The following is a 14,028-nucleotide window of genomic DNA, read 5'->3' on the forward strand; positions in this document are numbered from 1 at the left end:
GGGCGGGGTGCGGCGTGAGGTCAGCCGCGAGCCATGGTCATGGCGAGGTCGAAGCTCAGATCCGGCGTGGTGCGGTAGTTCGCGTGCACCGAGGCGGCGAGCACGTTCGTGCCCTTCACCAGCAGGCGGGCGGGAACGACGAACGAGACGCGGCGTGCCGAGGCGCCCCGAGCAGCCGCCGACGCCGAGGCGAACGTGTTCTGGCCGATCGCGCCGCCCGGCATGCGCGCCCGGCCGAGCTCGACGCCGTTGAGATACACGACCACGCCGTCGTCGGCGATCACCGTGACCGTGCCGTCTCGCACGGTGGCGGGGTGGGTGACGGTGAACTCGTGGCGGAACTGGGCGCTGATCGGCGAGGGCGACTGATGGCCGGGATCGATGTCGGTCGCGACGCGCGCACCCCGGCCGAGCAGCGCCGCGCCCGTCGCCCAGCCGGAGGCGTCGAAGCCGAGCGTGTTCCATCCGGCGGGGAGGGCGGCGTTCGTGTACCGCCATGACCACGCGGAACCGTTCGCGATCGCGATGGGCGCGTCCGCCGTGGTGCTGGCCTGAAGGGTCGCCGCGGTCGAGGCCTGTCCGTCGGCCGCGACAGCGACCACGGTGTAGCGGTGTCCCGCCGAGGCGGCGAGGTCTCCGTCGGAGAACGCGACGGTCGGCGCGGCGACGATGCCCACCTGCTTCCCGTCACGGCGGATGACGTACGACGCCGGGGCCGTGCCCCCGGCCGGGGCGCGCCACGTGAGGGCGATCGTGTCGGCGGTGCTCGTCGCGGACAGGCCGGTGACGGGCTGCGGTGGGGCAGCGCGCTCGCCGATGAGGGCCAGGTCGAATCCGAGGGCGGGCCGTGCACGGTCGGCGGTGTGCACCGAGACGGCGAGCACGTTCGTGCCCTCGCTCAGGGCGTCCGCGGGGATCGGGATCACGACCCTTCCCCCGGCCGCCTCGGGCGGTGAGACGGCCTGCGTCGCGAGTGTGTCCGCGGTGACCTGTCCGTCCGGCATGCGGATGCGTCCGAGTTCGGTGCCGTTGAGTGTGAGCACGGCGCCGTCGTCGGCGATCACGGAGACGCGTGCGTTCGTGACGGTGGCAGCGTTCTGCACCTCGAACGACTTGCGGAACTGCGCGCTCAGCGGTCGCCCGCCCCCACGGCTGAGCGTGGTGGCTGCACCCCGCACCCCGGCGCCGAACAGTCCGGACCCGGTGTGCCAGGAGGAGTCGTCGAAGCCCGGCGTCGTCCAGTCGGAGGGAGGGGCGGTCGCCGAGGAGCGCCACGCCCAGGTGTCGCGGTCGCCGATGAACGTGAGGTCGGCCGGGGAGGGGGGCTGCACGACGAAGGCCGCGGTGCCCGCCGATCGGTTGCCCGCGGTGTCACGCGCTCTGACCTGGTACGCGGTGGGGTCGGCGGTGATCGGCACGGTGTAGGTCGATGCCGTGGTGGTGGCGACCACACGGTCCCCGCGCAGCACCTCGTAGACGACGTCCGTGGTGTCGGTCGACGCGCCCCAGGTGAGCACGGCCTGCTCGCCGCCCGCGACCGGGGTGGAGGTGATCGGCCCCGGTGTGGTGGGCGGCGTGCTGTCCCCCGGGGCGAACCGGGCGAAGCCACCCGACCACTGCGTCGATCCGCCGGCGCGGACCGAGCGGTCGAGGTCACCGCCGACCCACAGCGCTCCCGCGCTGTCGACGAAGCTGCGCTGCACGCCGAGGTGACCCGCGAAGCCGAGCCGCGGCGCCCAGTCGGGGAGGAAGACGCCGGTGGCCCCATCCCAGGCGCCCAGGCCGTCGAGGCGATCGACCTGGAGCGCCCTCGCCCGCATCTTGCGTGTCTTCCGCTTCAGCGTCTCACCCTGGTACTGGTAGGTGTAGCGCCCGCACGCGCAGCCGCCGATCACCACCGTTCCGGCGGCGAGGATGCTCCGGATGTCGGAGCCGCCCGAGGCCGTCGACCCGGTGAGCACGCGAAAGGTGGCGTGGTCGTATGCGGCGATCGAGCGGCGCGTGGAGCCGAGGTAGACGCGCCCGCCCGTCTCCACCACGGCGCGTGCAGGGACTCCGGTCGCGCTGAACGCCGGTGCCCATAGGGGAGACACCGGAGCGGCACCCGGCGCGGTCGTCAGTGCAGCCGCGCTCCGGGTCGGGGTGGTGCGCGTCGCCGTGAAGTACCCGGCGACGTACGCGCGGTCGCCGAGGTCGGACGCGTCGACCGCCAGCGCGGTGCCGTTCAGATCGGGGTTCCACTCCGGGTCGGGGAGGCCGGTGGCGAGGTCGATCCGTCCGCCGTTGTGCGCGGGCGTCGCGGCGTCGGCGTCCGCGGCGGACAGGTGGGTGAACGACCCTGCGAGGTAGAGCTCGTCGCCGTGCACGTCGAGGCCGAGCACCGCCGGTGTGCGCGCGGTCTCGCGCTGCTCCACCGTCACCTGGGGGCCGGCCAGGCGGCCGGTGCTCGGGTCGAGCAGGGCGAGCCCCGGTTGCGGCGCGCCGTCGACGGTCGTGAACCGGCCGCCGATCGCCAGGCGACCGTCGGGCAGGGTGGTCATGGCGGTCACCTCGCCGTCCAGGTCCGGTCGGAATCGCGGGAGCCATTCGCCCGTCGTCACATCGAAGGCCGCGAGGTACGGCTGCTCCGCACGACCGATCCCCGACTCGGTGCGCTGCACGTACCGGAAGTCGCCGCCGACGAACACGCTCGCGCCCGCCTGCCCGAAGGCGCGCACGGCGGCACTCCGGTCCTCGTCCTCCGCCGACTGGGCCACACCCCACTGCGTCTTCATCGCGGTGCTGCGGGGGAGGGCGCGCACGGCTGCGGCGGGCGTGCCGGTGACGGGTGCCGTCGGGAACGAGAGATCGGACAGCCGGAGCTTCGGGCGGACGAAGACCTGCGCGAACGGGATCGCGTAGCCCTCGCCCGCCGGAGCCCACAGGTACGACGAGCTGTCGCCGGTTCCGGTCACCGTGCGGCCGTACGCCCACCCCGCCTTCTTCTTGTGCGTCGAGCGGCGGACGAACGACGAGACATGCCACCCGTCACCCTCCCCGAAGGTCCGGGTGCTCCCACCGGTGCCGCTCGTGCCGTCGAACACCCAGTCGCGCACGGGGTTGGCGCCGCCCAGCGCCCAGGTCCAGCGGTCGCGCTGCTGGATGCGGAAGCGCACCTCCTGACCGTAGGTCCCGTCGATCGAGGAGGCGCGGTGCACCCGCACGCCGTCTGCGAGCTTGTCGACCCGGCCCCCGTCGAGGAGGCCGTCCACGGTCTTCGCCGGAAGCTGGATCGGGGTGAAGGCGCCGGGGCCGTCCGGCGTCTCGGCGAGCTGCGTCGGTGCGCCCTGCCCGGCGTAGTCCTCGCTCCACCCCTCGCGGCCACGCCCGATCATCACCCATCCGCCGCCGTACTCCTCCTGAGCGCAGTAGAACTGCTGCGGAGCGACGAGCGTCGGCGTGACCAGCCAGTAGACGCCGTCGTCCGAATCGGGGTCGTTCTGCTTGATCTCCCAGCACGATGCGGCGGCGGTCTCGGCGGTGCGTCCGTCGGGAGCTGCGCTCCCGGTCCCGGCGGCGCGCGCGGAGGGCGCCGACAGGGGTGCGAGCAGAGAGCCGACCAGCGTGGCCGCGGCGGCCAGCGCCACCAGCGTGCGCACAGATCTGTTCCCCCACCGAATCGCGTCGGTTCGCATCGTGTCCTTCCGGAGTGATCCGCGGCGGAGCGCGGGCTCGGCGTCGCTCCCGGTGGGGGTCCCGGGTCGGACGGCGCCTAGGTCGCTGCGTCCGAGCATGCCGCCGGCACGCTCGGAGTCCTGCGCACTCCTCGGTTCATGGCACGAGTGGCGCGCTTCGGGGGCGGACGCCGGTGTCCGCCCCCGAAGGGTCGCGTCGCGTCAGCGCGTGGACGCCGTAGCGGCGCCGGCCGCGTTGGCGGTGATGGCGTCGAGCGCACGACGGAGCGCGGAGCTCGACGTGTGCGCGGTGTACGGGAAGTAGACGACCTCGACGCCGACCTCGGCGAACTCGCGCTCGAGGCGCAGGCCCTTGTCGGTGCCTCGCCAGTCGTCGCCCTTGAAGAAGTGCGTGAACTGCACGTCTCTCCAGGAGTCCATCTTCGAGGGCGTGGTCTCGATGTAGACGTCGTCCACGAACGAGATGTGCTTGACGATCTCTGCGCGCTCGGCGGTCGGGATGACCGGCTCGATGCCCTTGACCTGCCGCAGCATCTCGTCGCTCACGACGCCCGCGATCAGGATGTCGCAGTGCTGCTTGGCATGCCGGAGCAGATTCAGATGCCCCACATGGAAAAGGTCGAATGCTCCGACGGCATAGCCGATACGCGTCCCCATGATCTCCCCAGATCACTAAATCCCCAGTTAAGCGGATCCCCACCCACTTAATGCGACTCCCACAGCCGCGCTGCCAGAGTCTATCAGACGCGGGTTTCCCCGCCCATAGGTCGGCGTGAAACGATGGAGCGCGCAGGCGCGGTGCCTGCCGAGCGAAGGGGACTCGAGTGGGGCCAGCCGTCACGGTCATCGTGCCGACGTTCAACGAGCGCGACAACGTCGCCGAGCTCGTGGCGCGCACGGCGGCGGCGCTTGCCGGGCGGCAGGCGGAGATCCTGTTCGTGGACGACAGCTCGGACGACACCGTCGCAGAGGTCGAACGCGTGGCCGTCGACGCGCCGCTCCCGGTGCGGGTGATCCATCGCGCCGAGAACACCGGCGGGCTCGGCGGTGCCGTCGTGCTCGGGTTGCACGCCGCAGCCGCTGACCTCTGCATCGTGATGGATGGCGACCTCCAGCACCCGCCCGAGCTGCTGCCCGCGCTCCTCGACCGGCACGCCGAGGGCGGGGCGGACGTGGTCGCGGCATCGCGCTACATCGGCGGCGGCGACACCAGCGGCCTCGGCACGGCGCTGCGCTTCGGGGTGTCCCGCGCGGCCACGTGGCTGACCAGGGCCATGTTCCCCATCCGGCTGGCCCGCAGCACCGACCCCATGACGGGCTTCTTCCTCGTGGACCGGTCGCGCCTCGACCTCGACGGCTTGAAGCCGCAGGGGTTCAAGATCCTGCTGGAGATCCTGGCGCGCAACGACCTGCGCATCGCCGAAGTGCCGATGGAGTTCGCCGAGCGGCGGCACGGGACGTCGAAGGCGAGTATCCGCCAGGGCGCCACGTTCATCGCCCATCTCGCTCGGCTGCGCTTCGGGAAGATGTCGCTCTTCGCGCTGATCGGCGTCATCGGGGCCGTGGCGAACCTCGGCATCATGTGGGCGCTGACGGCCGCGGGCGTGCCGTACGTCTGGGCGGCGATCATCGGCGCCGAGGTCACCATCATCGGCAACTTCCTCTTGCAGGAGCGCTTCGTGTTCGCCGACATGCGCACGGACGCCCGAGCGCTCGGCATCCGCTTCGCGAGCTCCTTCGCGTTCAACAACGTCGAGGCGGCGCTGCGCATCCCCGTCATGGCGCTCATGGTCGAGACCTGGCACATCTCCAGCGTGCTGGCCACGGCCCTGTCGCTGATCGTGGCGTTCTTCGCGCGCTTCCTCTTCCATTCGCTCGTCGTGTACGCGCCGCAGCGTCGCCGTCGTGGCGAGAGCGCGGAGCCCGAGACCGACACCGCGGCGCAGCGCGTGATCCGCGCGATCGACGTCGAGGTGATGAAACCGGGCGAGCTCTGAGGCCGGCGCTCTACCATGGACCTGACCGGCAGGGGGCCGGGCTGCTGGGGGAGTGGTGAAAAGAGCGATCTTCGACGCCAAGACGCGTCTGCTGATGCGGAACGACCGACGCGCCTTCGAGGTGATGGTCCGCAATGAACGTCTGGGGGGCGCGGCCTTCGAGGAGCTGTCGCGGGGCGCGGCGACCCGCATCGCGCTGCACGCGTTCGACTCGTCGCCGTTCTATCGCGAGCTGTACGCGGGGGCGGGGTTCGGTCGGGAGGACGTCGCGGAAGCGGGCAACTTCTCCGCGCTGCCGGTGGTGACCAAGGCCGCGCTGCGCGATGCGGGGGATGCCGTGCTCTCCACGACGGTGCCCTCCTCGCGCGCGCTGGTGTCGCAGACGGGTGGCAGCACCGGGTCGCCGTTGCGGGTGCGCAACGACCAGGCCGCCCCGACCGCGGCGATGTGGTGGCGGATCTACCGCTGGTGGGGCGTGCATCCCGCGGACGACATGGCCTTCATCTATCGACGCCTCCGGCAGGGCAGGGAGGCGCTGGTGTACGCCGCGCAGTGGTGGCCGAGTCGCCACCTGCACCTCGATGCGCGGGCGATCACGGACGACGCGATCGAGACGTTCGTCCGCGACTGGCAGCGGGTGCGTCCGCGGCTGCTCGTCGCCTATGTCGAGGGCGCGACGGCCGTCGCGACGCACCTGGCGCGGACGGGGCGCACGCTGCCCACGTCGGCCGTCTCCGTCACGGCGGCGATGCTGCAGCCGGGGCAGCGCGCCCTGCTCGAGTCGGTGTTCCGTGCTCCCGTGTTCGACACCTACCGCTCGGCGGAGATCCCCTGGATCGCGGCCGAGTGCGAGCAGCACGAGGGACTCCACGTCGCGGGCGATCAGCGCCTGGTGGAGATCGTCGACGACGCGGGGCGTGCGGTGGATGCGGGGACCGAGGGCTCGGTCGTCGTCACGGACTTCAGCAACGAGGTGTTCCCGCTCGTGCGGTACGAGATGGGGGACCGATCACGGCGACTCGACGGCGCGTGCGCGTGCGGGCGGGTCTTCCCCCGGATCGCCCCCGTGCAGGGACGACTGGCCGATGTGGTGCGAACCCCGTCGGGGCGCCGCATCACGGGAGGCCTGAGCGGGCTGTTCCTCGGCGACCCCGGAGCCATCCGGCAGATGCAGGTCGTGCAGGCGGCGGACTACGCGGTCACGATCCGCTACGTCCCGACGACGCCGGGAGGGGCGCGCGATGCCGCCGCGACAGCGGTGCGTGCCCTGCGCACGCTGCTCGATGATGACGCCGTCGCGGTGTCGGCGATGGAGGTCGAGAGCATCGAGAGCCAGGGCGGCAAGGCTCGGCTCGTGATCTCGCACGCTCCCGACGCCCCCTGAGGCGCGTAACGCTCACGGCTCCTGAACAGGACCGAGTACTAGACTTACGCCGTTCTGCGCCCGACGACGTGTCGGGCGCCGCATTGGGGGAGTGCACAAGTGGCAACACACTGGACATTGGAAGACCTCTATCGAGGGGTCATGCAGTCGTGGATGGTCCTGGTGGGGACGATCGTCGCGTTCGCGTTGGTCGGTTTCGGGATCTTCCTGATCTATCCGCAGAAGTACACGGCGGAAGCGCAGCACACGGTCGAGCCGATCAGCGTGCTCTCGACCGGATCGAGCTTCAACACGGTGAACATGGAGACCGAGAAGGTCGTGGCGACCTCGACGGCCGTGCTCAAGCGCGCCGTGGAAGACCTCGACGACACGTCGATCGAGGCGCTGCGCAACAACACCGTGATCGACGTGCCGCGGAACTCGCAGGTGCTGAGCTTCCAGGTGACCGCGAACACGCCGCAGGAGGCGGCCGACCGGGCGAACGCGCTCGCTGAGGCGTACGGTGCTCAGCGCACCGACAACGCGCGTGCCGTCGTCGAGCAGACCACGGCGGAGTTGGGGGACTCCATCGCGCAGCTGCAGGCCGTCGTCGACTCGCAGCCCATCGACAGCAGCGAGCGGGCTGCCACGCAGCTCCAGCTGCAGGGTCTGCTCGACCAGCAGGCGCGGATCACCGCGACGCCGTTCTACTCGGGCACGCTCGTGACGCCGGCCGATCCGCCGCAGAAGTCGAACCGGCCCTCGGTGCTGGTCTTCATCGCCGCGGGTCTCTTCCTCGGCATCCTCGTCGGCGCCATCGCTGCGCTCATCGTGTCGCGCGTGCGCAACGGACCGGGCGCCAGCTACAAGCGCAGTGTCGCTGACGAGGTCGACGCCGACGATGCCGACGACACCGAAGAGGTGCCGGAGCACGACGACGTCGCCCTCGATGAGGACGACCGGCTGCTGGAGCCGGAAGACGCGGGGCTGCCGGTCTCGCGTCCGATCGGAGCTCCGAAACGCGGGCACACGACCTCGCGGCGCTGAAACGCCACCAGAAGACGAAGAGGGCACCGGGTCATGACGACCCGGTGCCCTCTTCGCTTGTCCCGTCAGCCGGCGTAGCTCCAGACCCGCACGTAGTCGACCTGGAAGTCGAGGTTCTGGGTCGCCGCCTTGTCGGCCGGGTTGGGGAGGCCCCAGTAGGTCGTCGACGGACCCACGTGGAGGTTCAACCGCATGTGCAGCGGTGAGCCGAAGTAGTTCGGGTTCCACAGGTTCGGGTGGGTCGCGGGGGTCGCGCGCAGCAGCTGCTTCCCGTCGACGATCACGGCCGCGTACGTCGGCGTGAACTCGAACGCGTACGTGTGGAAGTCCTTCCACACCGGTGTCGCGGCGCCGTAGTCGGCGTGATGCCAGATGTAGCGCTGGTTGGCCGAGGGCGTCGAGGTGTGCGTGTGGACCGTCGTCGTGGCGGTGTCGATCCGCTGGTCGCGGACCGCGGCGTCGTCGTAGCCCCACGCCTCCATGATGTCGATCTCTCCGGACTGGTTGTTGCGCAGCCAGAAGGCGGCCAGCGAACCGAACGTGTTCGGGCCGCTCGGCGTCTTGGCGCGGATCTCCCACCGACCGTACTGCTGGCTCATGCTGACGTCATCCGACTGGAGGCGGCGCTGGTCCAGGTATCCGGTGTTGTGCCAGAGCTCGCGGGGGCCGCTCTGCGTGGAGGGGCGGATCGCGGGGGTGGTCCGCCAATCGGCGCGGATGTGGAGGACGCCGCTCCCGTCCACCGACACCTGGTCGCGGGAGGGGACGGCCGCGTCGAAGAGGAGGCCGAGGTCGTCCTGGCCGCGGACGTTCCACTTCGCGGGGTCGACCGCGGGGCTGCCGGAGGAGTCGCGGTAGGTGAACTCGTCACGCCAGGTGGGGGCGCCCCAGCCCGGGACACTGCCGTCCGATGCGGGAGGCGTCGTCGGCTTCTGCGGCTGCGCCGGCGGGGTGGTCGGCTTCGGCGTCGGGCTCGGTGTTGTCGTGGGCTTCGGCGTGGGAGTCGGCGTCGGAGTCGGCGTGGGCTTCGGCGGCGGTGTCACGGCCGGCTTGTCCTCGCGCACGAGGTGGGCGTCGAAGCTGATGTTGTGGGTCTCTCGCCAGTTGGAGAGCACCTGCACGGCGATGGTGTTGGTGCCGGTGCGGAACAGTCGGCTCGGGATGGAGAACGAGACCGGGTTCTTGCGGGCGGCGGTGGACGACGGAGCGGCGGTCGCGTAGCTCTTGTCGGTGATGCGCCCGGTGGGGGCGTTCTTGCGGCCGATCTCGACGCCGTTGATCCAGATGACGATGCCGTCGTCGGCCCACGTGTTCACCCACGCCCATTCCGGCATATCGGAAGTGAGCGTGAAGGTCTTGGTGGCGTACGTGGCGATCGGCTGCTGACCCGACGTGCGGGGGATGAGCGTGCCGATGGTGCCGACACCGGTGCCGGCACCGAGCGGTGCCGTGCCCGTCTTCCAGGTGTTGGCGGCCGTCTGCCACCCGGCAGGCGGAGGTGTCGCGGCCCGGTAGTAGGACCACCCCGCGGAGCCGCGGGGGATCACCGAGGTGATCGTGGTGTCAGCGGCCACGGCGGGCCCGCTGGCGACGACGGATGCCCCGACGACCGCGAGCGCGGCGACGAAGGCGAAGAGGATGCGATGGATGGGGGTTCGGGTGTGTGTCTTCAGTTTCATCTCGAGGGGGAGCGAAACGGTGCTGTGCAAACCGGTCGCTCGCACAGCACCGTCCGGGTTGCGGATGCGGGCCGAGCATTCCCCCTCGATGCATCCTGTGGACGGGTGTTGTCCGCCTACTATACGGCGTCGCTCCCCCAAAGCTCCCTGACAATTCCCGTGGTGCTCTCGATCGACGACCGCGACGACGCGCCGAACACGATCGACTCGACGTTCGCGTGGTCGTGGATCCACTCCAGGGCGCGCCGCGGCGGGATGGCCCCGGACGCGAACACCGACATGGCCACGGGGCGGAACGGGCGCTCACGCAGAGCCTGCTCGTACGCCTCGATGCCGCCGGACATCCGGAAGCCGATCTCGTTGATGTTCGCGCACACGATCGGGTTCTTCACTCCGACGCGGTCGAGCGTGTCGAGCAGCATCGGCAGGTTCATCGTGATGAAGCCGGGCTCCGCGTTGTAGCGCTCGCGCACGTGACGATCGAAGATCGCGAAGGCCTCGTCGAAGCCGAGTCCCAGCATCAGGTCGACCACGACGTTCTGGAGGAAGACCACCGGGGTGTTGAGGCCCTGGAACATCTTCATCTCCGCGTCGACGAGCAGCGTGATGATGCCCTCGATGTCCTTCTTCATGAACGACTTGCCGCCGCGCACCGCCGCGTTGAGCAGACCCTCCTCCGGGAGGAACTGCTTCAGCGCGCCGAGCATGCCGTTGTCGGTCACCGCGTTGGCGTACTTGTGCGCGTAGGGCATGCACGGGTAGAAGCGGTAGTCGGCGTACCGCTGCGGGTTCGCGCGCATGTGATCGCAGACCTCGGCGATGCGCTCGTGCGTGGTGCACATGAGGGTGCGGATGCCGTTGTCGAGGGCGATGTCGACCACGTCGATGATCGCCTGGGTGTCCTGGAAGCGGATGGCCTGCGCCCGCGCCTTCTCCTCGGACATGTGGTTGATGCCGAAGAACTGGTTGTCGCCCAGCAGCAGCCGATCCATGGTCGTCGTCGTCATCTCGCTCATGCCTTCCTCCCGCGTCCGAACAGTCCGCGTTTCGCCGCGGGTGCCGCGGCGACCACGGCAGGTGCCGGTGCGGACTCCGCAGCGGCAGCGGAATCCTGCAGGATCCACTCGATGACGCGGTCCGTCTCGGCCGCTCCGGCGAAGCCGTTCTCCCGCGCCTCCGTCTCGCCCGCCGCGATGGCGTCGACGAACGATGCCAGCTGCGCGCTGTACTCCTCGCCCCGGAGGTAGAAGGCGACCTGCTCGGTGAGGTCGGTCGTGTAGGAGATGTTCCACCCCGCACGATAGCCCGCCGGGATCGTCGCCCCCTCGCGGAGGTAGACGCGCAACTCCTGGCGGTCGGCGATGATGCGGCCCTGCGAGCCGGAGATCGTGACCGAGGTCGACATCTTCCGGAAGGACTCGTCGGACCAGTTGACCGAGAGCTGAACGCTCAGGCCGTCGGGGTAGTCGAGCGTGGAGTAGACCTCGTCGTCGATGTCGGCGGAGAAGATGCTGTTCAGCACCGATCCGCGGACGCGCTCCGGCGTGCCCAGGTACCAGTTGACGAGGTTGAGCGGGTGTGCCGCGTAGTCGTAGACGCATCCGCCTCCCGTCGACCGCTTGGTGCGCCAGGTCGAGCCCTTCGGCTTGAGCACGACGGGCCCGTAGGCCTCGGCCAGGACGTGCGTCACACGACCGAGCGCTCCGGCGTCGAGCAGGCGCTTGACCTCCTGGAACGTCGCGATGAAGCGGTTGTGGAAGCCCACCTGTGCGATGAGCCCCCGCTCGGCGGCCAGCGCGGCGAGCTCGAGCGATTCGGCCGCGCTCAGCGTGAGCGGCTTCTCGCAGAAGACGTGCACACCGCGCTCGAGCGCGCTGCGGACGAGTGCAGCGTGCGAGGCGTTCGGCGTGGCGATGATCACCGCCTCCGGTGCCGCGTCGTCGAGCATCTTGTCGAGCGTCGAGTACGTCGGCGCCCCCGTGTACTTGTTCAGCACGTCGAGCAGGTAGTCCGTGGCGTCGACGACGCCCACCAGCTCCACGTTGTGCAGAGCCCGGACGATGGACAGATGGGAGAGCCCCATCTTCCCCACGCCGACGACTCCGACCCGAACACGTCGTGTGTCAGTGTTTTCTGGCACGACGAAATCCCCTTCCCCAGTTGGTTTCCCCTTCAGAAGCGCCTCTCCCCGTAGAGACGCCAGCCGCTATACTAACCCGAAGTCCGCGCTGATGGCAGTGCGAACTTCGCGCCGGGATGGGGCCCGGTGCATCTCAGGGGATTCCGACGCACGCCGACGGCGTGGGTCGGACGCGTCACACAAGGGGAGTGACCATGCAGTTGGATGTTTCTGTCGTCCTGCCGACACACAACCGACCGGAGCTGATGAAGCTCGGCGTCGAGAGCGTGCTCGCGCAGAAGACCTCGGCCACGGGAGAGGTCGTCATCGTGTTCGACGCCTGCCCGATCGAGGTGCCGGACGTCGAGGTGCCGGAGGGGTGGACGGTGCGCGGCATCTCGAACACCCGCACCCGCGGACTCGCCGGCGCGCGCAACTCGGGGATCCTGGCCGCGGAGGGGCGGCTGGTGGCCTTCCTCGACGACGACGACGAGTGGCTGCCCGGCAAGCTCGCCGCGCAGCTGCGCCGCTTCGAGGAGAAGCCGGAGGCGATCATCGTCGGCACCGCCATGGTCGTCGACGACGGCACCAACCGCATCGTCCGCCGTGTGCCATCCGATGACCTCACTCACGAGGACTTCCTGCGCAACCGCAACCCCGGCCTGCACTCGTCGAGCCTGATGTTCCGGCGCGAGGTGCTCCTGGGCGAGCTCGGACTGATCGACGAGGAGCTTCCGCGCAGCTACGGCGAGGACTACGACATCCTGTTGCGCGGTTCCTCCCTCGGGCTCGTGACCGTGGTGAACGAGCCGCTGGTGCGCGTGCTGTGGACGGGGCAGTCGTACTACTTCGGGAAGTGGGCCGCGTACGCCGAGGCCCTGCAGTACCTGCTGCGCAAGCACCCCGACTTCGCGACCATCCCCGCGGCCCTCGGTCGCATCGAGGCCCAGGTCGCGTTCTCCCTGGCCTCGGCCGGGCAGGGCAAGGAGGCCCGCTCGTGGGCCTGGCGCGCGCTCCGCCACAACCCGAAGCAGGTCAAGGCGGCGCTCGCGATCGCCATCTCGTGGAAGCTCGTGACCCCGCAGGCGATCACGAAGGTCGTCCAGAAGCTCGGCCGGGGGATCTGACGCCATGAAGATCCTCATCGCCTGTTCCTCCGGCGGGCATCTCACCCAGGCTCTGGCGCTGCGGGACTGGTGGGGCGAGCACGAGCGGTGCTGGGCCACGTTCCCGGTGGAGGATGCGCGCTCGCGCCTCGCCGACGAGAAGGTGTACGAGATCCACTACCCGACCGTGCGGAACGTGCCGAATCTGCTGCGCAACTTCGGTCTCGCCCGACGCGTGCTGGCCGAGGAGCGGCCCGACATCGTGTTCTCGACCGGCGCGGCCATCGCCCTGCCGTTCTTCACCCAGGCGCGGTTCTTCGGGGCGCGGACGGTGTACCTGGAGCCCGTCGATCGCATCACCTCACCCGGCCTCAGCGGGCGACTCGTCTACCCGTTCGCGGACGAGTTCCTCGTGCAGTGGGAGCGGATGCGCCGGTTCTACCCCGGGTCGCGCAACGTGGGGGTCGTGCTGTGAGCGCGCCGCTGGTCGTCGTCTCCGCCGGCACGTACCACCTGCCCTTCGACCGGCTCTCGCAGTGGGTGGAGGAGTGGCTGCACCGGAACCCCGGCGTGCGCCTCGTGATGCAGCACGGCCCGTCCGCTCCGGTCGACGGCGCCGAGAACGTCGAGATCCTGCCCTACACCGAACTCCTGACGCTGTGCCGGGAGGCCGACGCGGTCGTGCTCCAGGGCGGCGCCGGCGGCGTGATGGACATGCGTGCCCTCGGCATCGTGCCGATCGTCGTGCCGCGCGTGCCCGGAGACGGCGAGGTGGTCGACGATCACCAGCTCGTGTTCAGCGCGGAGATGGCCGAGCTCGGGATCATCCGGCGCGCCCTGTCCTCCGCTGAACTCGCCGCCCAGCTCGACCGCGCGCTCTCCGGCGGCGCGGAAGCCCCCGGGACGATCGCCACGCCGGGGGCGGACACCGTGCGCGCCCTGCTCGAGCAGCCGGTCCGCCGCGCGCCGTGGTTCGCCTTCGTCCCGCGCCTGTTCCGCAGCGGGGCTGCGATCATCGCGACCAAGCTGCGGCGCTGACGCTC

Annotated in this window: 11 protein-coding genes; 6 read left to right on the forward strand and 5 right to left on the reverse strand. The window is 70.3% G+C overall.

Features of this window, described 5'->3' with window-relative positions:
* Positions 1–20: 20 nt before the first annotated feature.
* Both KZC56_RS07925 and KZC56_RS07930 read right to left on the reverse strand, forming a co-directional pair.
* A complete protein-coding gene (locus tag KZC56_RS07925; protein WP_136037105.1) occupies positions 21–3,638 on the reverse strand; it encodes a fibrinogen-like YCDxxxxGGGW domain-containing protein in 3,618 nt (1,205 codons plus the stop codon).
* Between the two features lie 237 nt (positions 3,639–3,875).
* Positions 3,876–4,331, reverse strand: coding sequence for an FAD synthase family protein (locus tag KZC56_RS07930; RefSeq protein WP_136029343.1), 456 nt, complete (start codon positions 4,329–4,331; stop codon positions 3,876–3,878).
* Between the two features lie 167 nt (positions 4,332–4,498).
* On the opposite strand from KZC56_RS07930, the gene KZC56_RS07935 reads away from it, so the two are divergent.
* The 3 genes from KZC56_RS07935 (at position 4,499) to KZC56_RS07945 (ending at position 8,081) form a co-directional block, all read left to right on the forward strand.
* A complete protein-coding gene (locus KZC56_RS07935) occupies positions 4,499–5,671 on the forward strand; it encodes a glycosyltransferase (protein ID WP_136037106.1) in 1,173 nt (390 codons plus the stop codon).
* A gap of 55 nt (positions 5,672–5,726) precedes the next feature.
* The gene (locus KZC56_RS07940; RefSeq protein ID WP_168443160.1) at positions 5,727–7,055 is read left to right on the forward strand and encodes a phenylacetate--CoA ligase family protein; all 1,329 of its coding nucleotides are present in this window, start codon (positions 5,727–5,729) and stop codon (positions 7,053–7,055) included.
* 99 nt (positions 7,056–7,154) lie between these two features.
* The gene (locus KZC56_RS07945) at positions 7,155–8,081 is read left to right on the forward strand and encodes a YveK family protein (protein WP_136044637.1); all 927 of its coding nucleotides are present in this window, start codon (positions 7,155–7,157) and stop codon (positions 8,079–8,081) included.
* A 65-nt stretch (positions 8,082–8,146) separates the two neighbouring features.
* Here KZC56_RS07945 and KZC56_RS07950 read toward each other — a convergent pair whose 3' ends face one another.
* The 3 genes from KZC56_RS07950 to KZC56_RS07960 form a co-directional block, all read right to left on the reverse strand.
* Positions 8,147–9,760 (reverse strand): glycoside hydrolase family 16 protein, encoded by a 1,614-nt coding sequence (locus tag KZC56_RS07950; RefSeq protein ID WP_136037109.1) that lies wholly within the window; start codon positions 9,758–9,760, stop codon positions 8,147–8,149.
* A 119-nt stretch (positions 9,761–9,879) separates the two neighbouring features.
* Positions 9,880–10,776, reverse strand: coding sequence for a hypothetical protein (locus KZC56_RS07955; RefSeq protein WP_206251847.1), 897 nt, complete (start codon positions 10,774–10,776; stop codon positions 9,880–9,882).
* Positions 10,773–11,900, reverse strand: coding sequence for a Gfo/Idh/MocA family protein (locus KZC56_RS07960; protein WP_205814420.1), 1,128 nt, complete (start codon positions 11,898–11,900; stop codon positions 10,773–10,775). Before KZC56_RS07960 ends, KZC56_RS07955 begins: the two co-directional genes overlap by 4 nt.
* Before the next feature lie 194 nt (positions 11,901–12,094).
* On the opposite strand from KZC56_RS07960, the gene KZC56_RS07965 reads away from it, so the two are divergent.
* Genes KZC56_RS07965 through KZC56_RS07975 form a run of 3 tightly spaced genes read left to right on the forward strand, consistent with a single transcriptional unit; the run spans position 12,095 to position 14,023 of the window.
* Entirely contained in the window at positions 12,095–13,006 is a 912-nt protein-coding gene (locus tag KZC56_RS07965) for a glycosyltransferase family 2 protein (RefSeq protein ID WP_168387168.1), read from the forward strand.
* A 4-nt stretch (positions 13,007–13,010) separates the two neighbouring features.
* Positions 13,011–13,460: a glycosyltransferase family 28 protein gene (locus KZC56_RS07970; protein WP_136029358.1), complete on the forward strand. Its 450-nt coding sequence runs from the start codon at positions 13,011–13,013 to the stop codon at positions 13,458–13,460.
* The gene (locus tag KZC56_RS07975; RefSeq protein WP_247638306.1) at positions 13,457–14,023 is read left to right on the forward strand and encodes a glycosyltransferase; all 567 of its coding nucleotides are present in this window, start codon (positions 13,457–13,459) and stop codon (positions 14,021–14,023) included. Before KZC56_RS07970 ends, KZC56_RS07975 begins: the two co-directional genes overlap by 4 nt.
* Positions 14,024–14,028 lie beyond the last annotated feature (5 nt).

Origin of the sequence: Microbacterium sufflavum, from assembly GCF_023091155.1 — a bacterium.
GTDB lineage: Bacteria > Actinomycetota > Actinomycetes > Actinomycetales > Microbacteriaceae > Microbacterium > Microbacterium sufflavum.

Bases quoted from the DNA above. Each gene is read 5' to 3' on its own strand.
- KZC56_RS07930 (WP_136029343.1), bottom strand. From the start codon at position 4,331: ATGGGGACGCGTATCGGCTATGCCGTCGGAGCATTCGACCTTTTCCAT.
- KZC56_RS07950 (WP_136037109.1), bottom strand. From the start codon at position 9,760: ATGAAACTGAAGACACACACCCGAACCCCCATCCATCGCATCCTCTTC.
- KZC56_RS07955 (WP_206251847.1), bottom strand. From the start codon at position 10,776: ATGAGCGAGATGACGACGACGACCATGGATCGGCTGCTGCTGGGCGAC.
- KZC56_RS07965 (WP_168387168.1), top strand. From the start codon at position 12,095: ATGCAGTTGGATGTTTCTGTCGTCCTGCCGACACACAACCGACCGGAG.
- KZC56_RS07970 (WP_136029358.1), top strand. From the start codon at position 13,011: ATGAAGATCCTCATCGCCTGTTCCTCCGGCGGGCATCTCACCCAGGCT.